Here is a 23,593-nt window from a genome sequence, read left to right on the forward strand (position 1 = left end):
TAGCATGGGCGTGCTGTTTGTTTCTGAAGGAATGATCACGCCAGACTGTTGATTTACTTGCGGAACTGTTTAATCTTGGCGTGTGAAGAAGACCCTCGCGAAACTCGCGGACGGCCGTGAACTGATCTACTTCGACCACGACGAGAGCGCCGTGCGCGACGCCCCCGACCAGCGCCCGCTGGACCGCGTGAGCAGTCACCCGGAACTGCGGCGCGACGAGGCGACCGGCGACTGGATCACGATCGCCTCCCACCGGCAGGCCCGCACCTACCACCCGCCCGCCGGCGAGTGCCCGCTGTGCCCCTCCCGGGACGGCCGGCTCGGCGAGATCCCCGCCGCCGACTACGAGGTCGCCGTCTTCGAGAACCGCTTCCCCTCCCTCGCGGGCGAGGCCGGACGCTGCGAGGTCGTCTGCTTCACCCCGGACCACGAGGCCGCCTTCGCCGACCTCACCCCCGCCGCCGCCCGCCTGGTCCTGGACGCGTGGACCGACCGCACCGCGGAGCTCTCCGCCCTCCCCGGCGTCGAGCAGGTGTACTGCTTCGAGAACCGCGGGGCCGAGATCGGCGTGACGCTCGCCCACCCGCACGGCCAGATCTACGCCTTCCCCTTCGTCACGCCGCGCACCGCCAAGATGACGGCCGCCGCGGCCGCCCACCGCGCCACCACCGGCCGCAACCTCTTCGAGGACCTGCTGACGGGAGCCCGCGCCGCCACCGAGCGGGTGGTGACCGCCGGGGATCACTGGACCGCCTTCGTGCCGTACGCCGCCCGCTGGCCGTACGAGGTCCACCTCTACCCGCACCGCCGCGTCCCCGACCTGACCTGCCTCACCGAGGCCGAGCGCGCCGAGTTCCCGGGCGTCTACCTGGACCTGCTGCGCCGCTTCGACCGGCTGTTCCCCGTACCGGGGCAGCCGCAGGGGCCGACCCCCACGCCGTACATCTCCGCATGGCACCAGGCGCCCCGCACCCAGGGCGGGGAACTGGCCCTGCACCTCGAACTGTTCACCGTCCGCCGGACCGCCGACAAGCTCAAGTTCCTCGCCGGGACGGAGTCCGGGACGGAGGCGTTCATCAACGACGTGGCCCCCGAGGCGGCCGCGCGCAGACTTCGGGAGGCCCTGGCGTGAACCGGACCGCTCAGCCGGAAGACGAGCACAGCCGGGCCGCCCGGGCCGCGGACGCCTTCCACCAGCTCTACGGCGCCTCCCCGGACGGGGTCTGGGCGGCGCCGGGCCGGGTCAACCTCATTGGCGAACACACCGACTACAACGACGGCTTCGCCCTCCCGATGGCCCTCCCGCAGACCACCCTGCTCGCCGCACGCGCCCGGACGGACGGGCGGCTGCGGCTGCACAGCGCGCAGGGCGACGGCCGGATCACCGACCTGGTGGTCGCCGATCTGGCCCCGGGAGTCGTGACGGGCTGGACCTCCTACCCGGCCGGCGTCCTGTGGGCACTCGCCGGAGCGGGGTACGGGATCGGCGGCGCCGACCTCCACTTCGACAGCACCGTGCCCACCGGCGCCGGCCTCTCCTCCTCCGCCGCACTGGAGTGCGCGGTCGCCGTGGCCTACGACGAGCTGTACCGCCTGGCCCTGACCGGACCCGAACTGGCCCGGATCGCGCAGCGCGCGGAGAACGGCTTCGCCGGCGTCCCCTGCGGGATCATGGACCAGATGGCCTCCGTCTGCTGCACCGCCGAGGCCGCCCTCCACCTCGACGCCCGCAGCCCGGAGAGCCACCGGCAGGTGCCCTTCGACCTGCTGGGCCAGGGGCTGCGGCTGCTGGTGATCGACACCCGGGTCACCCACGACCTCGGGGACGGGGCCTACGCCTCCCTGCGCGCGGGCTGCGAACGGGCCGCCGCGCTGCTAGGGCTGCCCGCCCTGCGCGATCTGCCCGCCGCGGAACTCCCGCGGGCCCTGCGGGCCCTGCCGGCGGAACTGGCCCCCCTGGTGCGCCACGTGGTGACCGAGAACGCCCGGGTCGGCGAGGCCGTCTCCCGGCTGGAGGAGGGCGACGCGGCGGCCCTGGGCCCGATCCTCACCGCCGGCCACGCCTCGCTGCGCGACGACTACCGGGTCTCCTGCCCGGAAACCGACCTCGTGGTGACCGCGGCGCTGGCCGCCGGCGCGCCCGGCGCCCGGATGACCGGAGGGGGCTTCGGCGGCTCGGTGATCGCCCTGGTGGAGGCCGGGCGCCAGGACGCGGTGGGCCGGTCCGTCACGGAGGCCTTCGCGGCAGCCGGCCACCGCCCTCCGCACATCCTCGAAGCCACCCCCGCCGCGGGCGCCCGCCGGCTAGTGCTGTGACCGGAAAGGTTCACCGGGTCGCGGCGCCCGGCACGGCACCTCGCCGCGTTGTCGGACCACCGAAGTACGTCCAGTACGAGCGGCGGCCCTCCGCCCGGGGGCCCCTCCCGGCGGTAGCTGGGGGAGAGGCACCGCACCGAACACCGCGACCCGGCAAACCTTTCCGGCCACAGCACTAGTGCTCGCGCCGAAGCCCGGCGACCCGTCCCGGCGTTAGGCCGTCCCTTTCGGATCTTGCCGGGCCCGCGAGATCCGAAGGGGACGGCCCGGCCGGCCACCGCGGCCCGCGCCGGAATCCGACCGCACCACCGCTTCAGCACGCACGTCCGCCCCAACACTCCGGAGGACACTGTGAGAAGACTCTTACCGCACGCGGCACTCGCCGCGTCGCTGCTGCTCGGAGCACTCGGCGCGGCTCCCGCCGCCGCGTCCGTGCCCGGCTCCGTGCCCGGCTCCGCGCCCGGCTCCGCGACGGCCGCCCTGTCCGATTCCTGGCGGCCGCCCCTGAGCACCCGGGGCCGCTACGTCGTCGACGCCGACGGCAACCGCTTCAAGTTGAAGTCGGCGAACTGGCAAGGCGCCCAGGGGTCGTGGAGCGGATCCGGTGACATCAACGATCCGGCCGCACACCACGACGGCGAGAAGGCCGACCAGATGCCGCTCGGCCTGGACCGCGCTCCGATCCCGCGGATCCTCGCCGGATTCCACGCCCTGGGCATCAACAGCGTCCGGCTGCCCTTCTCGAACGAGATGCTGCACGACCAGCGGCCCGTCTCCGACGCCTCGGTCGCGGCCAACCCGGAGCTACGGGGCAAGACCCCCCTCCAGGTCTTCGACGCCGTCATCGCCGCCACCACGGCCGAGGGCTTCGCGGTGATCCTCAACAACCACACCAACACCTCGCGCTTCTGCTGCGGCCTGGACGGCAACGAACGCTGGAACACCAGCCAGAGCACCGCGCGGTGGGAGGAGGACTGGATCGCCCTCGCCCGCCGCTACAAGGACGACAAGCGCGTCGTCGGAGCCGACCTCTACAACGAGGTCCGCCGCACCGTCACCGACGACGCCAACTGGAACTGGGGCAACGACCACGACTGGTGGGCCGCGTCCCAGCGCCTCGGCGACCGCCTCCTCACCGAGGCCAACCCCGACCTCCTGGTGGTCGTCGAAGGCATCAACTGGCAGGGCATCCCGGCCGACGGACTGCCCCACGGCCGTCCCACGCTCGAACCGGTGCGCACCCTCTCGCACACCCTCGTCGCCTCGAACAAGCTGGTGTACGCGGCGCACTTCTACGGCTACACCGGCCCGAACCACACCGGTGCGACCGGCATGGGCGAGACCCACGACCCCCGCTACCAGGACCTGTCCCGCGCGGACCTGTTCGCGACCCTGGGGCGCCAGGCGTTCTACGTCACGTCCGACACGGGCAGCCACTTCACGGCGCCGCTGTGGATCAGCGAGTTCGGCACGGGCAGCGACGAGGCCGACCCGCGGGCGCGCGCCTGGTTCGGCAACTTCGTGGACCACCTGATCGCCACGGACGCCGACTTCGCCTACTGGCCCCTGGTCGGCTGGACCGGACACGGCAGCTGGTCGATCCTGAACTTCGACGAGAGCGGCCGCCGTTCCGGCATCCTGGACGGCGCCGACTGGCGCGCCGCCCACTGGAACCGGCTCGTCACCGCGCCGCAGAAGAGCGGCCCGGTCGAGGTGTCCGACACCTGGGACATGCTCAACCTTGACCACGCCGACGCGGTCCAGTCGGCGCGCGTACGGGCCCTCGGCGACTGGGACCAGGGAGCCCGCAAGGGGGTGTGCCCCGACGGCCAGCGGCTCGTCGGCCTGGCCCACCGCGACGGGCGCGGGCTGTGCACCGACGCGGGGGCCGCCGGCCCGGCCGCCGCCGGCCCGGCGCCGACCGCCGTGCGCGACGAACGCCACGTACAGCAGGGCGACTGGGCCGGTGGCTACACCAAGTACCAGTGCGGGCCGGGCCAGTTCATGACCGGCTACAGCGTGCGGGGACAGGCGGTCTCCGCGGTCCTGTGCGCCCAGGCCGAAAGGCCCCTCGGGACGAGCGGCCGCACCGTCTGGTTCGACCGGGGCGACGCCCGGCCGGCCGCCGGCCCGGGCGGAGAGTTCGCGTACGGCAACTTCAAGGGGCAGTGCGCGACGGACGAGTACGCCGCGGGTCTCGCCTTCACCGGCGCGTGGGCCAAGGGCAAGACCCCGGACGCCCTGCTCTGCCGCAAGCTGTGACGGCCGCCGCCCGGCCGTGACGGCACGGACCGGCCGCCCCCCGCCGGGGGCGGCCGGTCTCAGACGTCGCGGCGCCGCACGACGACCACGCAGACGGCCACCGAGACGACCGCCCAGACGGCCAGCGCGGTCCAGGAGCCCGCGATCGTGCCCGGGTGGGCGCCCAGGGTGGTCGAGGAGCCGGGCCTCAGCGCCAGCCGGGTCTGGGCGGCGAGCGGCAGGTGGTTCCCGATCTCCTTCAGGAACCGGTACCGGTCGCCGCCGAAGAGCATGGGCAGGATGAACAGCGTGGTCACGACGGCGACGATCGAGGCGGTGGCGTGCCGCAGGACGCTGCCGAACGCCATCCCGATGAGCGCGCAGACCGGGACGACCAGCGCGTACGCCGCCACGGCCCGCAAGCAGCCGGGGTCCTGGATCGAGAGGCCGACGTGCCGGGAGGCCAGCATCGCGTTGGTGGTGAAGAACGAGGCCGCGGAGACGACCGCGCCGAGGACCAGAGACACCCCCGCGACGAGGGCCACCTTGGCCGTGATCACCGCACGCCGGTCGGGGACCGCGGCGAACGTGGTGCGGATCATTCCGGTGGAGTACTCGCCGAAGACCGTGATGGCTCCGAAGGAGGCCGCGGCCAGTGCCATCACGGCGATCGCGATGGAGCCCAGGCCGTGGAACAGCGGATCGTACGCGTACACGGGCATGCCGGGCAGCGGGGACCTCGGCCGGTCTATGTACGGCAGGTCGGAGTGCACGCCGTTCACATTGGCCGCGACGGCCACGACGGCGCTGAGGGCGAGCACCCAGTACGTCGACCGGAGCGAGCGCATCTTGATCCACTCGGCGGCGAGGAGGTCGCCGAACCCGGCCGCGGATGCGGCCGCCCGCCCCGGCCGCCCCGCCCGCCCCGTACCGGGAGACGTCACCGTGCTCATCGGGCTCCTCCCGCGAGGTATTCGACGCTGTCCGCGGTGAGGGCCATGAACGCCGACTCCAAGGACGAGGCGTGGGTGGCGAGTTCGTGCAGCACGATGCCGTTCCGGTGCGCGAGGTCCCCGATCCGGGCCGCGGTCAGCCCGCCGACCCGGGCCGCCCCGTCGCCCTCCCGGCGCACCGACGCGCCCTCAGCGATCAGCAGGGGCTCCAGGGCCGCGAGGCCGGGCGTCGAGATGCTGACGCCCGGGCCGGCGTCGCGGGCCGAGAAGTCCGCCAGGCTCTCGTGGGCGATCAGCCGGCCCCGCCCGATGACGAGGAGCCGGTCGGCGGTGTGCTCCATCTCGGCCATCATGTGGCTGGAGACCAGCACGGTGCGCCCCTCGGACGCCAGCCGGCGCAGCAGCCCGCGCAGCCACAGCACGCCCTCGGGGTCCAGCCCGTTCAGCGGTTCGTCGAACAGCAGCACCGGCGGATCGCCGAGCAGGGCGCCCGCGATGCCGAGCCGCTGTTTCATCCCGAGGGAGAACCCGCCGATCCGGCGTCCCGCCGCCTTCGCCAGCCCGACCTCCGCCAGGACCTCCCCGACCCGGGCCGCCGGAATGCGGTTGCCGCGGGCCAGGGCGGACAGGTGCGCCCGCGCGCTGCGCCCGCCGTGCACGTCCTGGGCGTCGAGCAGCGCGCCGACGTGGCGCAGCCCGCGCGGGCGCCGCGAGAAGGGCACCCCGTCCACGGTGACGGACCCGCTGGTGGGGGCGTTCAGGCCCAGGATCATCCGCAGGGTGGTGGATTTGCCGGCGCCGTTCGGGCCGAGGAAGCCGGTGACTTCGCCCGGCTCCACGGTGAAGGTCAGATGGTCGACGGCGACGGCATCGCCGTACCGCTTGGTCAGTCCGGTGGATTCGATCACGGGTCCACACTGCGGGGACGGGCAGGGGGCCGGCATCGGCCCGTGGCCCACACTTGTGAACTCCGCCTGTGGCCCGGGGGATTAAGCCCGTGGGCCGATGCCCGGCCGGGAGCGCGTCGATAGGATCGGCCGATGACCGCCACTTCCCGTCCGACCCTGCTCAGACGCGTGCCGCCGGGCCTGTGGGTGGCGGCCTTCTGGTCGGCCCTCATCGCGCTGCGCATGGTCCAACGGCCGAACGAGCTGCGGCATCTGGTCGACTACCACGGCAACATCGAGGACGCGCCGCTCACGGTCACCGCCCTGGTCACGACCCTGGGGGCGCTGGTGCTGACCCGCACGCCCCTGGCGGCCGTGGGCATCGCACTGGCCGGCACCGTGTTCTCGCTCGGGATGCAGGTGCGCGAGACGCCGTTCGTCCTCTTCCTCCTGGCCGACGCGGCCGTGGGCTACACCGCGGCGACCCGCCCGCGGCGGGTCTCGGTCCTCGCCGGAGTGCTCCCGGTCGGCGTGCTGGCCGGCTACTCGGTCTGGACGCTCGTACGCGGCCAGGTCCTCAACCCCTCCGTGCCCGCCGGCCTGGCCTCGACCGTGGTCATCGCCTGGCTGATCGGCAACACGATCCATCAGAACCGGGCGCACGCGGACACCCTGCGCGCCCAGGCCACGCGGCAGGCGGTCACGGCCGAGCGGCTGCGGATCGCGCGGGAGCTGCACGACATGGTCGCGCACAACATCGGCATCATCGCCATCCAGGCCGGCGTGGGCAGCCGGGTCATGGACACCCAGCCCGCCGAGACCCGCAACGCGCTCGAGGCCATCGAGGCCACCAGCCGCGAGACCCTCGCCGGGCTGCGCCGGATGCTCGGCACCCTGCGCGCCGGCGAGCGGGAGCCCGCACCGCTGGACCCGCTGCCGGGCCTGGCCGCCCTCGGCCGACTGGTCGGCCGGACCGGGGCGGCCGGGGTCCGGGTCGACGTCCGCTGGCGGGGGGACCGGCGGGACCTGCCCCCCGACGTCGACCTGGCGGCCTTCCGCATCGTCCAGGAAGCGGTCACCAACGTGGTGCGGCATTCCGGCACCCGGGAGTGCAGCGTGACCCTCGACTACCGCGAGGACGCGCTGGCCGTCGACATCGTCGACCTCGGGTCCGGCGGCGCCGTCGCGGGCTCCGGATACGGCATCGCCGGCATGCGGGAACGCGTCGGCCTGCTCCGCGGGGAGTTCAGCGCCGGACCGGGCCCGGAAGGCGGCTTCCGGGTGGCGGCCCGGCTGCCGGCGCCCGGAGCGGGGGCCCGGTGATCCGCGTCGTCCTGGTCGACGACCAGCCCCTGATCCGTACGGGCCTGCGCGTCCTCATCGCCGACACCCCGGGCCTGGAGGTGGTGGGGGAGGCCGGGGACGGCGGGGAGGCGGTGGAACTGGTCCGGCGGCTGCGCCCGGACGTCGCCATCATGGACATCCGCATGCCCGGTACGGACGGCATCGAGGCCACCCGCCGGATCCACGCGGATCCGGAGTCGCGGACCCGCGTCCTGGTCCTCACCACCTTCGACGACGACGAGTACGTCTACGGCGCGCTGCGCGCCGGGGCGAGCGGCTTCCTCGTCAAGGACATGCCGCTGGAGACGATCATCGACGGTGTCCGGGTCGTCGCCGCCGGTGACGCCCTGATCGCGCCGAGCGTCACCCGCCGCCTCATCGAGGAGTTCGCCGCCCGCCCGGAACCCGCCGGACCCTCAGCCCGCCCGGATTCCTCCGCCCGCCGATCGGTGGCCGACGCCGTCACCGACCGGGAGCGCGAGGTCCTCACCCTCGTCGGCCGCGGCCTGTCCAACGCCGAGATCGCCGCCCGGCTCTCCATATCCGTGGCCACCGCCAAGGCCCACCTGGCCCGCCTCTTCACCAAGCTCGACGCGCGCGACCGGGTCCAGCTGGTCATCCTCGCCTACGAGGCCGGCCTGGTCGCACCCCCGCGCTGAGGCCCGCCCCGCCCGGGGAAGCGCCCCGCCGGTGGTGTGGGGAGGCGGCGCCGCGCGGACCGGCAGACGATGGTTGCGTGGAGACACGGTTCCGGGACGGTGCCGGATGAACGGGCACGTCCCGGTAGAGGAGCTGATCAGCGGGGCCGCGCAGGCCGCCGGCGGATGGCTGGGCTCCCTGCCGGTCGCGCTGATGGCCACCGGCGCCGACGGAACCATCGTGCGCTGGAACCAGGTCGCGCAGGAACTGCTCGGATACGCCCCGCCGCAGATGCTGGGCCACAACATCGCCGACCTCCTCCACCCCGGATCCGACCGCAGCCTGGGCCGCTCCCTGTGGGAAGCCGCGGCCACCGGCCGGGGCGTGATGGGCACCGTGACCGCCTGGCACCGCGACGGGCACCCGCTGGAGGTGGAGATCTGGGCCTCCCCGGTGTCCGACCGCCGGCACGGCACGGCCTCGGTCCTGGTCTTCGCCGCCGACGCCCACGCCGCCCGGCGCATCCGGGGATCCTCGGCGGTGTGGGACGGCCTGTTCGCCCGCTCCCCGGTCGGCATCGCCATCCTCGACACACAGCTGAGGTTCCTGCAGGTCAACGCCGCACTCGAAGCCATGAACGGGCTGCCGGAATCGGCGCACGTGGGACGCAGGCTGGCCCAGATCCTCCCGGAGGTGAACGCCCGCGAGATGGAGGAGGCCATGCTGGAGGTGCTGGAGACCGGCCGGCCGGTCCTCGACCGCCGCCGGGTCGGACGCACACCGGCCGAACCGGACCACGACCGGGTGTGGTCATGCTCCTACGTCCGGGTGGAGGATCCCGCCCGCATGGCCATCGGCGTCATCGCCTCCCTCGTCGACATCACCGAGCAGCAGCGCGACCACGTCGAAGCCGAAGCGGGACGGAGCAGGCTCGCCCTGCTCAGCGAGGCCAGCATGCGCGTCGGCTCCAGCCTCGACCTGGAGCGCACCGCTCAGGAGCTCGCCGATCTCGCCGTACCGCGCCTCGCCGACGCCGTCACCGTGGACGTCCTGGACGTGCTGGCCAACGGGGACGAGCCCGGCATGGGGCTGACCGGCGGGGCCGCCCTGCGGCGCCTCGGCAAGGCCCCGCTGTCCGGATCCGCGGTGACCGACGTCCTCGCCCCCCTCGGCAGGACGCTCGTCTTCCCCGCCAACGCCCCCTACACCCAGGTCCTCGCCGCCCGGCAGCCCTTCCTGATCGCCCGCCTCGACGAGGAGACCGCCGCCTCCGCCGCCCGGCACTCGGCCAAACCCAGCCAACTGGTCGAGCTGGGAGTGCACTCGTTCGCCATGGCACCGCTGGTGGCCCGGGAGACGGTGATCGGCGTCGCCACCTTCTACCGCACCCGCCCGATCGGGCCCTTCGGAGCCGAGGACGTCACCCTCGCCGGCGAGCTCGCCGCCCGCGCCGCGCTCAGCATCGACAACGCCCGGCTCTACCACCGCGAGCACGAGACCGCGGTCATCCTCCAGCGCAGCATGCTCCCGCAGCACGTCACCGCGCCGCCCGGCATCGCGGTCAGTCACCGCTACCTCCCCGCGAGCGATGTGAACGAGGTCGGCGGCGACTGGTACGACGTCCTGCCCCTGGCCGGCGGCAAGGCGGCCCTGCTCATCGGCGACGTCATGGGGCACGGCATCGCCGCGGCCGCGGTCATGGGCCGGCTGGCCGCCTCCGTACGGGCCCTCGCACGCCTCGACCTGCCTCCCGTACGGCTGCTGCACCAGCTGGAAGACGTCCTCGGCGACCTCGCCGAGCCGATGCTGGCCACGTTCCTGTACGTGGTCTGCGACCCGGCCACCGGGCACTGCACGGTCACCCGGGCCGGCCACCCGCCGCCCGCGCTCGTCCTGCCCGACGGCAGGGTCCGGCTCCTGGACACCCCGCCCGGAGTCCCCCTGGGCGTCGGGGGCGTCGCCTTCACCCCCGCCGAGTTCGACGTACCCCCCGGCAGCCTCCTCGTGCTCTACACCGACGGACTGATCGAAGCCCGCGGCAGCGACCTCGACGAGCGGCTCGCGGAGCTGACGCGCCTGCTCGGAGATCCCCAGCGGCACCTGGACCACGTGTGCGACTCGCTGATCACCCACCTCGTCCCGGCGGCGGCCGACGACGACGTAGCCCTCCTGGTAGCCCGCATCGGCGGCTAGTGCCGTGACCGGAAAGGTTCACCGGGTCGCGGCGCCCGGCACGGCACCTCGCCGCGTTGTCGGACCACCGAAGTACGTCCAGTACAAGCGGCGGCCCTCCGCCCGGGGGCCCCTCCCGGCGGTAGCTGGGGGAGAGGCACCGCACCGAACACCGCGACCCGGCTTCTGGCGGTAGCCCCGTACCTGGCCCGCGACCTTGGTCCGCCGGTTGCTCGTGGCTGCCCGATGAACCGAAGAACCCGCAGGTGATCCAGATGATCACCGTCCGGTGGTCCCTTCCCCTGCCCTGTCCTGCCCACCCGTTCCGCTTTGAGATGCGTGTTGAAGGCCGACGCCACTGCTGCCGGCCCTGCGGAAGATCGCCCTGGCCTGCCGTCGGTTCGGCGGGCGGCAACCTTTTGCGGAGCTGTGGCGACTGACGGGCGACCCGAAGACGATCACACCCACGGATCGTCCGATCACACCGCCGCATGCTGCTGCGCACCGCTGACCAGAACCGGTGTGCGAGGCAGGCTCGGAGCGAGGAGCCCCCCATGAACGAGACGGATCCCACCGCGCACGGTCGCGGTCGGCGCACGCGCGCGGCCGGTGGCGCGCGACGTACGCGTGGACGCCACCGCCGGCGCTGGACGACGATGGGTCTGGCGCTGGGCGTGCCCGGTGTGCTCGGCCCCTACCTGCTGTTCGTGCAGGCCGACTCGAAGGCCGCGACGTTGGATTCCGACGCCTATTACGAGGTGGTGTCCGTGCGCAGCGACAAGGTGCTGGACGTGCCCGGCGCGGACACGTCGGACGGCGCCTGGACACGGCAGCAGAGCCGCGTGGCCGGTGCCGCGAGTCAGCACTGGCGGCTGAGGCCGACGGGGGACGGCTACTACGAGCTGGAGAACCGCAGCAGCAAGAAGGTCCTCGGTGTGCGGGGTGCCTCCATACAGTCGGCGGCCGCCATCGAGCAGCAGTCCGGCCACGGCGAGGCCGCGCAGCAGTGGAAGATCGAGAAGGCCGGCGGTGCGGCGGTGAAGATCGTCTCGCGGAGCAGCGGCATGGTGCTGGACGTGTGGGGCGGCTCCAGCGGCGACGGCGTGCCGCTCATCCAGTACGCGGACCATGGGGGCACCAACCAGCGGTGGAAGCTGGTGAAGGCGGGCGGCTCGGGCAGGTACACCTGGCACAACGCGCAGATCGTCGGTGGCGGGTTCGTCACCGGGCTGGTCTTCAACCCCGCCCGCAAGGACCTGCTGTACGCACGGACCGACATCGGCGGCGCCTACCGCTGGGACGCGACCGCCGCCCGGTGGACCTCCTTGACCGACTGGATCGGCGGAGCCGACTGGAACCTGCTGGGAATCGAGAGTCTGGCGACCGACCCGGTCGACCCGAACCGCCTGTACCTCGCGAGCGGCACCTACACCAACGACTGGGCGGGCAACGGCGCGATCCTGCGCTCCAGGGACCAGGGCAGGACGTTCCAGCGCACCGATCTGCCGTTCAAACTGGGCGGCAACGAGGACGGCCGGTCCATGGGCGAGCGGCTGGTGGTGGACCCGTCCGATCACGGCACGCTCTACCTGGGTACCCGCAAGAACGGGCTCTGGCGCAGCACCGACTACGGCGTGACGTGGAGCCAGGTCGGCAGCTTCCCCGTGAAGAACGGTGCGAGCAGCGGCGTCGGCCTCTCCTTCGTGACCTTCGGCCCGTCCGGCAGCCGGACGATCTACGTCGGGGTGGCCGACAAGACCACCTCGCTGTACCGCTCCACCGACGGTGGCAGCACCTGGCAGGCCGTGCCCGGCCAGCCGAAGGGGCTGCTGCCGCAGCACGGTGTGCTGTCCGGCGACGGCTCGCTGTACCTGACGTACACCAACGCGCCGGGCCCGAACGGCGTGACGGCCGGTTCGGTGTGGAAGCACACGCCGTCCACCGGGGGCTGGAAGAACATCTCGCCGTCCAGTGGCGGCTACGGGTTCGCCGGCCTGGCGGTCGATCCGCAGCGCCCGTCCACGGTGATGGTCACCACGCTGGACCGCTGGTGGCCCTCGGACGAGATCTACCGGTCGGCCGACGGCGGCACCTCCTGGAAGGCGCTCGGCGCGACCTCGGTCCGGGACAGCTCCGCAGCGCCGTACGTGGGCACCGGCATCGGTCACTGGATGGGCGCCCTGGCCATCGACCCCTTCGATTCCGGGCACGTGCTGTACGGCACGGGATCGGGGATGTGGGGTAGCCACGACGTGACCGCGGCGGACAGCGGGCGGGCGACGCACTGGACCATCCCGGCGAAGGGGTTGGAGGAGACCGCGACGCTCGGGCTGATCAAGCCCCCTGGTCTTCCCCTGATCAGTGCGCTCGGCGATGTCAGCGGCTTCCGGCACGAGGACCTCACCAAGGTGCCCGCCAAGGCGCTGTCCGGGCCGCTGTTCACCAACACCACGGGTATCGACTTCGCCCAGTCGAAGCCGCGGTTCATGGTGCGGGTCGGTCTCGGTGGCGAGCAGCACGGCGCCTACTCGGCCGACGGCGGAGCCGACTGGGCGCCGTTCGCCACGGCGCCGGTGCGCGACGCGGGCGGCGGTTCCGTGGCCGTCTCGGCGGACGGCGTCGCCGTGGTGTGGGCCCCTGATGGGCAGGTTCCGTACTCCTCGACCAACCGCGGCTCGGCCTGGACGGCGGCCTCCGGTCTGCCCGAGAACACGGCCGTGGTGGCCGACCGTTCGGCGGCGAACACCTTCTACGCCCTCAGCGGCGGCACCTTGTACGCCAGCACCGACGGCGGAAAGAACTTCACCGCCCGGGCCACCGGTCTGGGCAGCGGGCAGCTCAAGGCGGTTCCGGGCATCGCAGGTGACCTGTGGATCGCCGGCGGGGGCAATGGACTCCTGCACTCCACCAACGGGGGGAAGAGCTTCGGCAAGCTCGGCGGCGTGGAGCAGGCGAGCGGCGTCGGCTTCGGCAAGCCGGCCCCGGGTGCCCGGTACCAGGCGCTCTACCTCAGCGGGAAGGTGAAGGGCGTCACCGGGCTGTTCCGTTCAACCGACGGCGGCTCGGCCTGGGTCCGGATCAACGACGACCAGCACCAGTTCGGTGGCAGCGCCATCAGCGTCATCAGTGGCGACCCCGACGTGTACGGGCGGGTCTACCTGGGCGGCTACGGCCGTGGCGTGGTGTACGGCGACCTGTCCTGATCCTCCCGGCCCGTGGGCGTACGGCGCTCAGCGCCGTGCCACCCACGGGCCGGGGAAGCGGCACGGCCTCATCGTGCCGGGGTGAAGCCGCCCCAGACCGAGAGGGCGCCGCGGGGACCGCCGGCGTCGACGCGGTAGCCGTCGTGCTCGACCTCGCGTGCGCCGGCGGCGTGGTTGTACTGGCCGGCGAAGACATGCTGTCCGGCCGGTACCGTGCGGCCCGGCTTGAGGATCCAGCGGTAGACCACTGCTCCGCCCTCGTTCTGCACGGTGACGGTGAAATCCTCGGCGGGCAGCGTCCGCCAGCTGCCGGTGCTCTGCACTGCGCCGGTCTGCGTGATGCGCAGTTCCACGGTGAGTGCGGTGAGCGGCTGGGTGGACTTGAGGGTGATGTTGCTCTGCGCCCAGAAGCTGTTGCTGTTCGCGCCCAAGGAGCCGGCCGACGACAGAGGCCCGTCCTGGACGTGTGCGCTGCCAGGCCGGGCAGAGCCCGCGGCGCCTGACGCCGAAGGGCTGGGGTCCGTCGGGGACGAACGGTCCGGCGTGGTCGGGCGGCCGGTGGCGGGCGCCGATGGTGTCGGCCGGGGAGTCCCGGACGGCACGGAGGGCGCGGCGGGGGTGGCCGAGACATCCGGCCGGGCCGGCGGCGACTGGACGATGGCGGCGACGGCGAAGCCGCCGACCGCCAGAGTGCCGGCCGCGGCCAGGGAAGCGAGTGCGATCCTGGGCCAGGGCCTCGCGCCCGAAGACTCGCGGTGGCGGACGGGGGCACCGGACATGCCGCGTTCCACGCGTGCCAGGATCCGGGCACGGTCGGGCTGGTGGGCCTCGGCGGCCGCGCGCAGCCGCCTGGTGAGTTCCTCGTTCAACGGCTCCTCCTCCCCGCCAACAGTTCCCCGGCTGCTCCTGTGCTGCCCAGCATCCGTTCCAGCTCGGCCATTCCCTTCGAGGTCTGGCTCTTCACCGTACCGACCGATATTCCGAGCGCCAGAGCGGTGTCCTTCTCGGACAGGTCGAAGGCATGCCGCAGGACCACGCACGACCGCTTCCGGAACGGCAACCGGGCGAGAGCGGTCCGCACGTCCACCACGCCGGCCACGTCCGGACCGTGCAACGGCTCCGCACCGCGGGACCAGAACAGGGCGATCCGGCGGCGCTCGCGCACCGTGCTGCGGATCCGCGACCGTGCCAGGTTGGCGACCACGCCACGGGCGTAGGCGAGCGGGTACTCGGCCTGGCGCAGCCGGTCCCAGCGCTGCCACAGCGCGAGCAGGGCGTCCGCGGCCAGATCGTCGGCGCCGTCCGCCTCGCCCGTCAGGAGACGGGCGAACCGGGCGAGTTCGGCGTAGTGGCGTTCGAAGAAGTCGTGGAACTCCGCGGACGCGTCATCGAGGACCATGTCCGGTGGTCGTCCCCTCCGCAAAATGTGTGCGCTAACATCCGGGCGGCAGCGTACCAGTGCCCGGTTGGCCGGGGCGCGCCGATGCGGCGTGCCCCGGCTCCGCCCCCCGCCGCGGTGAGTCTCAGTGCGCGGCGAACTGGACCCTGGTCGGTTGTGCGACGTTCGGCAGCAGCGCGGTCCCGTCGACCGTCAACTGCTCTCCGTAGATGTCGGTGATCCTCATCGCGCCGCCGCACCCACCGCCGTCGGCGGAGAGGAAGTAGTTGTAGTCGGTACGGGGCAGCTTCCGCCAGCCCTTGCCGGTGCGTACCTCCAGCCGTGCGACCGGATTCCGGTGGTCGATCACCTGGATGCCGCACCAGTGGGCGCTGGACCCGGTCTTGTACCGGAGGGAGAGGGTGTCGGACGTGCGGGGGCTCACCAGGCTCCAGGTGATCGGGATGCGGCCGACCTTGAGCTCGGCCAGTTTCGCGAAGGCCTGTTCGCTGAGGTCCAGTTGTCCGGGCGCGCAGGGGAGCGGGCATTCGTTGGTGATCCGGACCGTGATCGAGGCGCCGTTCGCGGCGCGGACGCGCACGTACGCGCCACAGGCCCTGGACGACTCGTAGTCGGTGGTGTTCATCGCCGCGATCATGAGGTCGTCGCTCGGGCCGAACAGGCAGGCGCCGTTGCCGTCGGCGGCGGCGTAGGCGGTGGCGACGGCCTTGTAGGTGGTCTCGGGCTGGATGCGTCCCGCCGACGGTGCCGGGGTGGACGCCGCCGGTGGGGCCTCCTTAGCCGAAGGCGGTGGCGTCGCCGCGGTGGTCGCTGCGACGGCCGTGCTCGGGGTCGCCGCGGCATGCGAGCTATCCGCCGGGGGCGTGGGGCTCGTCGGGGCCGAGGGCGTGGTTCCCGCCAGGGTGGCGGCGGGGGCGGCCATGTCGGCCGGCGCCCCGGCCCCGGCCTTGGGGCCGGGGAGCATGGCCGTCACCAGGCAGATGAGGACGCCCGCGACGGTCAGTATCACTGCCGTCCCCAGCATCAGCCTGTGTCTACGCCTGCGCTGCCGCGCGGCCTGCCGTGCAGTCTGCATGTCCGTCCGTTCGAAGATCCGAGTCGAGGTGCACTGCCTGGTCGCCGCAGGACGCGAAAAGGTTGCCGACGGTAGGAAGCGGGCGCGCGGCGGGTCGTTCAGGGCGGTCGGGCAGCGGTGTCCCGTATCGGTCCGCTCACTGAGCGAGGGAGTCCGGGAAATGGGCTGGACGGCACAGGCATGACGACCGGAGCGATTCTCCCCGAGCGGGCGCAAGGCGCCGCGCCGGTGCTGCGGCAGCAGGTGCTGGTCCTCTACTTGGCCACCTCGGCGCCGGACTCCCATGTCGTGGGCTGGTCGCGGTACGACGGCACGGGCCGCACCTCGCCGACCACGGGCGACGGCGACGAGCCGCCGTACGAGTCGGGGGTGGCGGCGCTCCGGGCGGGCTGGCGGCTGATCCAGCCGCTCAGCTGATCCCGCCGTACCCGGGTCATGAGTACGACGTCTCCTTCCTCAAGCACGAGTTCTTCTTCGAGCGGATCGTCGACGCGCGAGCGGAGCCGCAGGAGGCGGGCTCCCGGTAGGCGAGTGGTCCCTCCTCCTGCGGGCGGCGGCGCCGAGCCGAGGAGGGGCAGGGTCAGCCTCCGGCCTTGCGCTTGTTGTAGACGTCGAAGCCGACGGCCGCGAGCAGTACCAGGCCCTTGATCACCTGCTGGTAGTCCGTGCCCACGCCGACCAGCGACATGCCGTTGTTCAGTACGCCCAGCACCAGACCGCCGGTGAGCGCGCCGATGACGGTTCCCACACCGCCGCTCGCGGAGGCGCCGCCGATGAAGGCGGCGGCGATCGCCTCCAGCTCGAAGTTGATGCCGGCCTGCGGCGTACCTGCGTTGAGCCGCGCGGCGAAGACCATCCCGGCCAGGGCCGCGAGGACGCCCATGTTCACGAAGGCCAGGAAGACGACCCGCTTGCTCTTCACCCCGGACAGCCTCGCCGCCGCCTCGTTTCCGCCGATGGCGTAGGTGTGCCGGCCGAGGATCGAGTTGCGCATCACGTATCCGAAGCCGACCAGCAGGACGCCGAGGATCAGCAGAACGATCGGCACCCCGTGGTAGCTGGCCAGCAGCAGCGTGAAGGCCACCACGGCCGCGGTGATCGCGCCGAGCTTCACCAGGAACAGACCGGCCGGGAGCGGTTCCAGCCCGTACGAGGCGGCCCGCCGCCGTCCGCGCACCTCCTGCAGGATCGCGACGGCCAGCACCACGAAGCCCAGTAGCAGGGTGAGGTTGTGGTAGTTGGTGTGGGGGCCGACCACGGGGAGGAAGCCGCTGCTGATGTTCTGGAAGCCCTTGGGGAACGGCGCCACCGACTGGCCCTGAAGGAGGATCTGGGTCCCACCGCGGAACAGCAGCATGCCGGCCAGCGTGACGATGAACGAGGGGATCCCGAGATAGGCGATCCAGAACCCTTGCCAGGCTCCGGCGAGAGCCCCGATCAGCAGCGCGGCCACCAGCGCCACGGGCCACGGCGCGTGGTGTTTGACCATCATCACCGCCGCGGCCGCCCCGACGAAGGCGGCGAGCGACCCGACCGACAGGTCGATGTGCCCGGCGATGATCACGATCATCATGCCGATGGCCAGGATGAGGATGTAGCCGTTCTGCTGGATCAGATTGGTGATGTTGAGCGGCTGGAGCAGGATGCCGCCCGTCCAGAACTGGAACAACAGCACGATCAGCGCCAGCGCGAGCAGCATCCCGTACTGGCGCAGGTTGCCGCGCAGCGCTCGGGCCAGTACGGCACCGGCCGACGGTCGTCGGCCGGTCTCCGGTGTGCGGGGCGTGGTGTCTGGGGTGGTCTTGGTCTGGGCCATGCCTCACACCTGCTTGTCGGGGTATGCCGCGCTCATGGTCATGAGCCGCATGAGGGATTCCTGGGTGGCGTCCGCGCGGTTGACCTCACCGGTGATCCGGCCTGCGGCCATGGTGTAGATCCGGTCGCACATGCCCAGGAGTTCGGGGAGTTCGGAGGAGATGACGAGCACCGCCTTGCCCTGGGCGGCGAGTTCGGCGATGACGGTGTAGATCTCCGCCTTGGCGCCGATGTCGATGCCCCGGGTGGGTTCGTCGAGTATCAGCACGTCCGGCTCGGCGAAGATCCACTTGCTGAGGACGACCTTCTGCTGGTTGCCGCCGCTGAGTTTGCCGGTCTCCGCGAACACCGAGGGGGCCTTGATGTTCATGGTCCGCCGGAACGATTCGGCGACCCTCGCCTCCTCGTGCCGGTCGACCCAGCCCCGCCGGGCGACCTTGCCGAGGGCGCTCAGAGAGATGTTCCGGCTGATGTCGTCGCCCAGGTTGAGGCCGAGCTGCTTGCGGTCCTCGGTCACGTATGCGATGCCGTGCCCGATCGCCTCCGGCACCGTCCGGGTACGGATCTCCCGGCCGTCCAGCCGCACCCGGCCGCCGGTCCATCGCCCGTACGAGCGGCCGAAGACGCTCATGGCCAGTTCGGTGCGGCCGGCGCCCATGAGGCCGGCGATGCCGACGATCTCGCCTCGACGGACGTTGAGCGAGACGCCGTCGACCACCTTGCGCCGGTGGTCGATCGGGTGTTGGACGCTCCAGTCCTCGATCTCGAAGGCGACCTCGCCGATCTCGGAGGCGCGCTCGGGGTAGCGGTGTTCCAGGTCGCGGCCGACCATGCCGCGGATGATCCGCTCCTCGGAGATGCCCTCGGGACCGATCGCGATCGTCTCGATGGTCCGCCCGTCGCGCAGGATGGTGACGGCATCGGCGACCCGGGCGATTTCGTTCAGCTTGTGCGAGATGAGGATGCAGGAGATGCCCTGCGCCTTGAGTTCGAGGATCAGGTCGAGCAGCTTGCGGCTGTCCTCGTCGTTCAGGGCGGCCGTCGGCTCGTCCAGGATGAGCAGTTTGACCTTCTTGGCGAGCGCCTTGGCGATCTCGACCAACTGCTGTTTGCCCACGCCGAGATCGGCGATCCTGGTGTGCGGGCTCTCGTCGAGTCCGACCTGCCGGATCAGTGCGGCGGCGTGGGTCAGCGTCTTGTGCCAGCTGATGACGCCCCGGGTGGCGTGCTCGTTGCCGAGGAAGATGTTCTCGGCGATGGACAGGTAGGGCACCAGCGCGAGTTCCTGGTGGATGATCACGATGCCGCGCTGCTCGCTGGCCCGGATGTCCTTGAAGCGGCAGGGCTCGCCCTCGAAGTAGATCTCGCCCTGGTAGCCGCCATGGGGGTGGACCCCGCTGAGTACCTTCATCAGCGTGGACTTGCCGGCGCCGTTCTCACCGCAGACGGCGTGCACCTCACCCGCGGTGACGGTGAGGTTGACTTCGGAGAGGGCCTTCACACCGGGAAACGTCTTGCTGATTGACCGCATCTCGAGAACGGGTCGGGCCATGGTTGTGCATCCGTATCATCGGGGCGGTGCGGCGCCGGGCGGTCCCGTGGGCGTCGCACCGCCGTTTCGTCGTCGCCGGACCCGTCGGTCGGGCTCCGTGGGCTACTTGAGCTGGTCCGCGGTGTACTGGCCGCTGTCCACCAGGACCTTCTGGTAGTTCTCCTTGTCGACGCTGACCGGCTGGAGCAGCTGCGCCGGTACGGTCTTGACGCCGTTGTTGTACTGGCCGGTGTCGTTGACCTCGGGCTTGCCGCCCGTCAGCAGCGCGTCGCCCATCTGGACTGCGGACTTGGCCAGTTGGCGGGTGTCCTTGTAGACGGTCTGGGTCTGCTCGCCCGCGATGATCGACTTCACCGAGGCCAGCTCGCCGTCCTGGCCCGTGACGACGGGAATGGGCTGGCCGGCACCGTAGCCGACGCCCTTGAGCGAGGAGATGATGCCGATCGAGATGCCGTCGTACGGCGAGAGCACGGCGTCGACGCGGGCGGCGGTGTACGACTTGCTCAGCAGGTTGTCCATCCGGGACTGGGCGAGGCCGCCGTCCCAGCGCAGCGTGGCGATCTGGTTGAAGGAGGTCTGGCCGCTCTGCACGACCAGCTTCTTGTCGTCGATGTACGGCTTGAGGACGCTCATCGCACCGTTGAAGAAGAACGTGGCGTTGTTGTCGTCCGGCGAGCCGGCGAACAGCTCGATGTTGAACGGGCCCTTGCCGTCCTTGAGGCCGAGCTTGTCGACGATGTAACTGCCCTGGAGGACGCCGACCTTGTGGTTGTCGAAGGTCGCGTAGTAGTCGACGTTCCCGGTGCCGCGGATCAGCCGGTCGTAGGAGATGACGGGGATGTGGGCGTCGGCGGCCTTCTGCAGCACGTTGGTGAGCGAGGAACCGTCGATGGCGGCGATCACCAGCAGCTTGGCGCCCTTGGTGATCATGTTCTCCACCTGGGAGACCTGGTTCTCCACGACGTTGTCGCCGTACTGGAGATCGGTCTTGTAACCCTTGGCCTGGAACTCCTTGACCATGTTGTTGCCGTCGTTGATCCAGCGCTCCGACGACTTGGTCGGCATCGCGATGCCGACGAGGCCGCCTTTGACCTCCCCGCCGGCCCCACCCTCGCCTGCTCCGTTGGCGCTCTGGCCGCAGGCTGCCAGCGACAGCGTCAGACCCAGGGTGACAAGGCCCGCTGAAAGCTTCCGCACAGTTCCTCCAGTGATGTTCCGCGACCGGCACGGTGCGACCCGGTTGGGAGAAGCCGGAAGCGGTCGAGCGGGGCCGGCCGGGAGTCGTCTCCTCGCACTGTGTGAAGTCCGGGTTCGCGGCGGCTCCGGCCTGGCGATACCTGAGTGTTAACGCTCACAAGTGTGCCGTCAAGGGTCTGTTCGGATCGCCGTTGGGGCAACGAAGTTGCGGGGGATCGCCGTTCTCCGCGATGCGACCGCCCATCGAGCACGTCCGGGGCGGGCTGACCGCAAGCGGCGGCTTCTGCGGCTGGGGTGAGGCGTATCCACGAGTGGACCGGATCTTGGTTCTGGGCACCCGCCAGCCTACCGTCGGCCGTTCGTCTGCTCGAGGACGGGAGTGTGACGGGGTTTCGCGGGGCCCGCCCCGCCCGGCATGTCGGTTCCGTGCCGCACGTCGCGGTCGGATCCAGCAGCCGGCTGAGGGTCCCATGGCTGCGGTGGAGAACAGATCCGGGGCCTGAGGCGGCTACCAGGCACGGTACTTGCTGCTCGGTCTCGGCCGCCGCGGCGTACGCGACCTGGGCGCCCGGGGTTGGTTGCCTGGTCTTACGTTTTTACTGCGGGTTCGGACCGCTCATTCGTAGGACCGCCGGAGCCCAGGGGCTCTGGGTATGGCTCGTTGCCTGTTGCGGTTGGTATGGCTTAGGCAACTTGGCCGCCCGGAGCCCCGCGACGACTCGACCGCCCATGGGGATTCGCGACTCGATCGCCTTGTAAGGCAACCTCGGCGAGGTCGTCTGCGGGAACAGTGTGACGACGAGCCGGCGGAGGGAATCGTGCGCGGGCAGGGTCGCTTGACTTCAGGTGGGCAGTGCCGTGCCGCTACGGGTTGAGGCCGACTTGCTGGGCCTCAACTCCAGCAAATCCCCCTGCGGTTGACCGTCCTGATTCTGCTTCAGTGATCCGACGGATTCTTGCAGAAGATCTTGACAGTCGCTCAGGCCCCTGGTCTCCTGCCTCCAACGCCGATGTGCGAACTGCAAATTGTTAGCGCTAACAATGCTCCGGCGTCCCCCACCACCCCAGGGGCCACACCTTGCCGCCGCTCCGACGCGCCGTGCCCGATCCAGCCGGATCCGCAGGTGCCGAGGACAGGTCGCCCCTGCCTGAACCGCGTGACGGCTCATCCGGTCACAAAGGAGATCTCAATGCGCAGACAGAGTTCCAGCCGCAGACACCTGTCCGCGGTGCTCGCCGCCGCGGTTGCCGCCCTGGCGGCGTTGGCGGCGCTGCTCGTCGCCGGCCCGGCTCAGGCGGCCACCACCAGCGACTTGCGCGGTGTTGCTTCCGGCCGCTGTCTCGATGTGGCGGGCTTCAGTCAGTCCGACGGCGCAAACGTGCACATCTGGGACTGCCACGGTGGAATCAACCAGCAGTGGACGTTGACGGACAGCAGCCAGCTGACCGTGTACGGCAACAAGTGCCTGGATGTCCGGGGCGGCGCCACCACGTCCGGGACCCCGGTGCAGATCTGGACGTGCGACGGCAGTGAGAACCAGCAGTGGCGGGTGAACCCCGACGGGACGATCGTCGGCGTGCGGTCCGGGCTGTGCCTGGAGGTCTCGGGCTGGGGTACGGCCAACGGCACGGGGGTGCAGATCTGGTCGTGCCACGCTGGCACCAACCAGAAGTGGACCGGCCTGTCCGGGGCGAGCAACGCGTGTGCTCTTCCGTCGACCTACCGGTGGACCTCGACGGCTCCGCTGGCGCAGCCGGCGAACGGGCAGCTCGCGCTGAAAGACTTCAGCACCACCACGTACAACGGCAAGCACCTGGTCTACGCGACCACCTCCAGCGGAACGGCGTGGGGCTCGACGGCGTTCAGTCCCTTCACGAACTGGTCGGACATGGGGGCGGCCACCCAGACCGGGATGAACGAGCCCGCGGTGGCGCCCGAACTGTTCTACTTCGCGCCCAAGAACGTCTGGGTGATGGTGTCCCAGTGGAGTCAGTGGCCGCTCTACTACCGCACGTCCAGCGACCCCACCAACCCCAACGGCTGGTCCGCCGCGCAGCCGCTGTTCACCGGCAGCCTGCCCGTGGGACCCGGGGACCGGAGGGACGCCCCGATCGACCCGACCATGATCGCCGATGACCAGAACATGTACCTGTTCTTCGCCGCCGACAACGGCAAGATCTACCGGGCGAGCATGCCGATCGGGAACTTCCCGGGCAACTTCGGCTCCTCGTACACGACGGTCATGAGCGACGCGACGGACCTTCTGTTCGAGGCGCCGGAGGTCTACAAGGTCCAGGGCCGGAACCAGTACCTCATGATCGTTGAGGCGCAGGGTTCGAACCGCTACTTCCGCTCGTTCACCGCCTCCAGCCTGAACGGTCCGTGGACCGTCCAGGCCGGCAGCGAGAGCAGCCCCTTCGCGGGTCAGGCCAACAGCGGTTCCACCTGGGCCAAGGGCGTCAGCCACGGTGACCTGGTCCGCAACAACCCCGATCAGACCATGACCATCGATCCCTGCAACCTGCAGTTCCTCTACCAGGGCCTCCCCACCAACACACCGGAGGGCACCGACTACCTGAAGCTGCCGTACCGGCCGGGTCTGCTCACCCTGCAGCGCTGACCCGCCTGAACCGCGGTGATCGCGATGGGGTGCGGTCCGTCGACGCGTAGACGAGCGGTTTACGGCGTGGGCAACTCCACCTGCTGACCGATGCTCGCCGCACCGAGGAACCCCAGCCGCGCATCGGCTGGGGTTCCTCATCCTGTACCGGCGGCCAAGGCGTAGCGGAGCCGGGCCGT

General features: G+C 71.3%; 16 protein-coding genes and 1 pseudogene. 9 read left to right on the top strand and 8 right to left on the bottom strand.

Annotation, left to right across the window (positions count from 1 at the left end; translation table 11 throughout):
• The first annotated feature begins 82 nt into the window (after positions 1-82).
• The 3 genes from galT to DRB89_RS04370 all read left to right on the top strand — a co-directional run bounded on the left by galT (position 83) and on the right by DRB89_RS04370 (position 4,578).
• On the top strand, positions 83-1,132 hold the full coding sequence (gene galT / locus DRB89_RS04360; protein ID WP_112451693.1) for a galactose-1-phosphate uridylyltransferase: 1,050 nt from the start codon (positions 83-85) through the stop codon (positions 1,130-1,132).
• Positions 1,129-2,316 carry a galactokinase gene (gene galK / locus DRB89_RS04365; RefSeq protein ID WP_112463209.1) on the top strand — a complete coding sequence of 396 codons (1,188 nt, stop codon included), beginning with the start codon at positions 1,129-1,131 and terminating at the stop codon, positions 2,314-2,316. The genes galT and galK overlap by 4 nt, the downstream gene beginning before the upstream one ends.
• A 351-nt stretch (positions 2,317-2,667) precedes the next feature.
• Entirely contained in the window at positions 2,668-4,578 is a 1,911-nt protein-coding gene (locus DRB89_RS04370; protein WP_112451695.1) for a cellulase family glycosylhydrolase, read from the top strand.
• Between the two features lie 59 nt (positions 4,579-4,637).
• On the opposite strand, the gene DRB89_RS04375 is transcribed toward DRB89_RS04370, so the two are convergent.
• Complete coding sequence (locus DRB89_RS04375; RefSeq protein ID WP_112451696.1) at positions 4,638-5,510, bottom strand: ABC transporter permease; 873 nt, start codon at positions 5,508-5,510, stop codon at positions 4,638-4,640.
• Positions 5,507-6,418 carry an ATP-binding cassette domain-containing protein gene (locus DRB89_RS04380; RefSeq protein WP_239516013.1) on the bottom strand — a complete coding sequence of 304 codons (912 nt, stop codon included), beginning with the start codon at positions 6,416-6,418 and terminating at the stop codon, positions 5,507-5,509. The genes DRB89_RS04375 and DRB89_RS04380 overlap by 4 nt, the downstream gene beginning before the upstream one ends.
• 132 nt (positions 6,419-6,550) lie before the next feature.
• Between DRB89_RS04380 and DRB89_RS04385 the strand changes: the two genes are divergently transcribed.
• The 4 genes from DRB89_RS04385 to DRB89_RS04400 all read left to right on the top strand — a co-directional run bounded on the left by DRB89_RS04385 (position 6,551) and on the right by DRB89_RS04400 (position 13,755).
• Positions 6,551-7,720, top strand: coding sequence for a histidine kinase (locus tag DRB89_RS04385; RefSeq protein ID WP_112451697.1), 1,170 nt, complete (start codon positions 6,551-6,553; stop codon positions 7,718-7,720).
• Positions 7,717-8,400 carry a response regulator transcription factor gene (locus DRB89_RS04390; RefSeq protein ID WP_112463210.1) on the top strand — a complete coding sequence of 228 codons (684 nt, stop codon included), beginning with the start codon at positions 7,717-7,719 and terminating at the stop codon, positions 8,398-8,400. The genes DRB89_RS04385 and DRB89_RS04390 overlap by 4 nt, the downstream gene beginning before the upstream one ends.
• Before the next feature lie 106 nt (positions 8,401-8,506).
• Positions 8,507-10,573, top strand: a complete 2,067-nt coding sequence (locus tag DRB89_RS04395) for a SpoIIE family protein phosphatase (protein WP_112447291.1) — start codon at positions 8,507-8,509, stop codon at positions 10,571-10,573.
• 635 nt (positions 10,574-11,208) lie between these two features.
• Positions 11,209-13,755 carry an RICIN domain-containing protein gene (locus DRB89_RS04400; protein ID WP_239516733.1) on the top strand — a complete coding sequence of 849 codons (2,547 nt, stop codon included), beginning with the start codon at positions 11,209-11,211 and terminating at the stop codon, positions 13,753-13,755.
• Between the two features lie 68 nt (positions 13,756-13,823).
• On the opposite strand, the gene DRB89_RS04405 is transcribed toward DRB89_RS04400, so the two are convergent.
• The 3 genes from DRB89_RS04405 to DRB89_RS04415 all read right to left on the bottom strand — a co-directional run bounded on the left by DRB89_RS04405 (position 13,824) and on the right by DRB89_RS04415 (position 16,178).
• A complete protein-coding gene (locus DRB89_RS04405; RefSeq protein ID WP_112447287.1) occupies positions 13,824-14,624 on the bottom strand; it encodes a hypothetical protein in 801 nt (266 codons plus the stop codon).
• Positions 14,621-15,154, bottom strand: a complete 534-nt coding sequence (locus DRB89_RS04410) for a SigE family RNA polymerase sigma factor (protein ID WP_112447285.1) — start codon at positions 15,152-15,154, stop codon at positions 14,621-14,623. Before DRB89_RS04410 ends, DRB89_RS04405 begins: the two co-directional genes overlap by 4 nt.
• 124 nt (positions 15,155-15,278) lie before the next feature.
• A complete protein-coding gene (locus DRB89_RS04415) occupies positions 15,279-16,178 on the bottom strand; it encodes an expansin EXLX1 family cellulose-binding protein (protein ID WP_239516014.1) in 900 nt (299 codons plus the stop codon).
• A 231-nt stretch (positions 16,179-16,409) separates the two neighbouring features.
• Between DRB89_RS04415 and DRB89_RS04420 the strand changes: the two are divergent.
• Positions 16,410-16,756: pseudogene (locus DRB89_RS04420) on the top strand (hypothetical protein).
• A gap of 53 nt (positions 16,757-16,809) precedes the next feature.
• Here DRB89_RS04420 and mmsB read toward each other — a convergent pair.
• The 3 genes from mmsB to chvE all read right to left on the bottom strand — a co-directional run bounded on the left by mmsB (position 16,810) and on the right by chvE (position 20,793).
• Positions 16,810-18,045 carry a multiple monosaccharide ABC transporter permease gene (gene mmsB, locus DRB89_RS04425; RefSeq protein WP_239516015.1) on the bottom strand — a complete coding sequence of 412 codons (1,236 nt, stop codon included), beginning with the start codon at positions 18,043-18,045 and terminating at the stop codon, positions 16,810-16,812.
• Between the two features lie 3 nt (positions 18,046-18,048).
• Positions 18,049-19,596, bottom strand: a complete 1,548-nt coding sequence (gene mmsA / locus DRB89_RS04430) for a multiple monosaccharide ABC transporter ATP-binding protein (RefSeq protein ID WP_112447280.1) — start codon at positions 19,594-19,596, stop codon at positions 18,049-18,051.
• Between the two features lie 102 nt (positions 19,597-19,698).
• Entirely contained in the window at positions 19,699-20,793 is a 1,095-nt protein-coding gene (chvE, locus tag DRB89_RS04435; protein WP_112447277.1) for a multiple monosaccharide ABC transporter substrate-binding protein, read from the bottom strand.
• A 1,190-nt stretch (positions 20,794-21,983) separates the two neighbouring features.
• Between chvE and DRB89_RS04440 the strand changes: the two genes are divergently transcribed.
• Positions 21,984-23,414: a non-reducing end alpha-L-arabinofuranosidase family hydrolase gene (locus DRB89_RS04440; protein WP_112447275.1), complete on the top strand. Its 1,431-nt coding sequence runs from the start codon at positions 21,984-21,986 to the stop codon at positions 23,412-23,414.
• Positions 23,415-23,593: the final 179 nt, after the last annotated feature.

Source organism: Streptomyces sp. ICC4 (assembly GCF_003287915.1).
In the GTDB taxonomy this organism is placed as follows: domain Bacteria; phylum Actinomycetota; class Actinomycetes; order Streptomycetales; family Streptomycetaceae; genus Streptomyces; species Streptomyces tritrimontium.

Coding starts and splice junctions, on each gene's coding strand:
- DRB89_RS04415 (WP_239516014.1), bottom strand. CDS start 16,178: ATGCTGGGGACGGCAGTGATACTGACCGTCGCGGGCGTCCTCATCTGC.
- DRB89_RS04395 (WP_112447291.1), top strand. CDS start 8,507: ATGAACGGGCACGTCCCGGTAGAGGAGCTGATCAGCGGGGCCGCGCAG.
- DRB89_RS04385 (WP_112451697.1), top strand. CDS start 6,551: ATGACCGCCACTTCCCGTCCGACCCTGCTCAGACGCGTGCCGCCGGGC.
- DRB89_RS04400 (WP_239516733.1), top strand. CDS start 11,209: ATGGGTCTGGCGCTGGGCGTGCCCGGTGTGCTCGGCCCCTACCTGCTG.
- mmsA (WP_112447280.1), bottom strand. CDS start 19,596: ATGGCCCGACCCGTTCTCGAGATGCGGTCAATCAGCAAGACGTTTCCC.
- mmsB (WP_239516015.1), bottom strand. CDS start 18,045: ATGGCCCAGACCAAGACCACCCCAGACACCACGCCCCGCACACCGGAG.
- DRB89_RS04375 (WP_112451696.1), bottom strand. CDS start 5,510: ATGAGCACGGTGACGTCTCCCGGTACGGGGCGGGCGGGGCGGCCGGGG.
- DRB89_RS04440 (WP_112447275.1), top strand. CDS start 21,984: ATGCGCAGACAGAGTTCCAGCCGCAGACACCTGTCCGCGGTGCTCGCC.
- DRB89_RS04410 (WP_112447285.1), bottom strand. CDS start 15,154: ATGGTCCTCGATGACGCGTCCGCGGAGTTCCACGACTTCTTCGAACGC.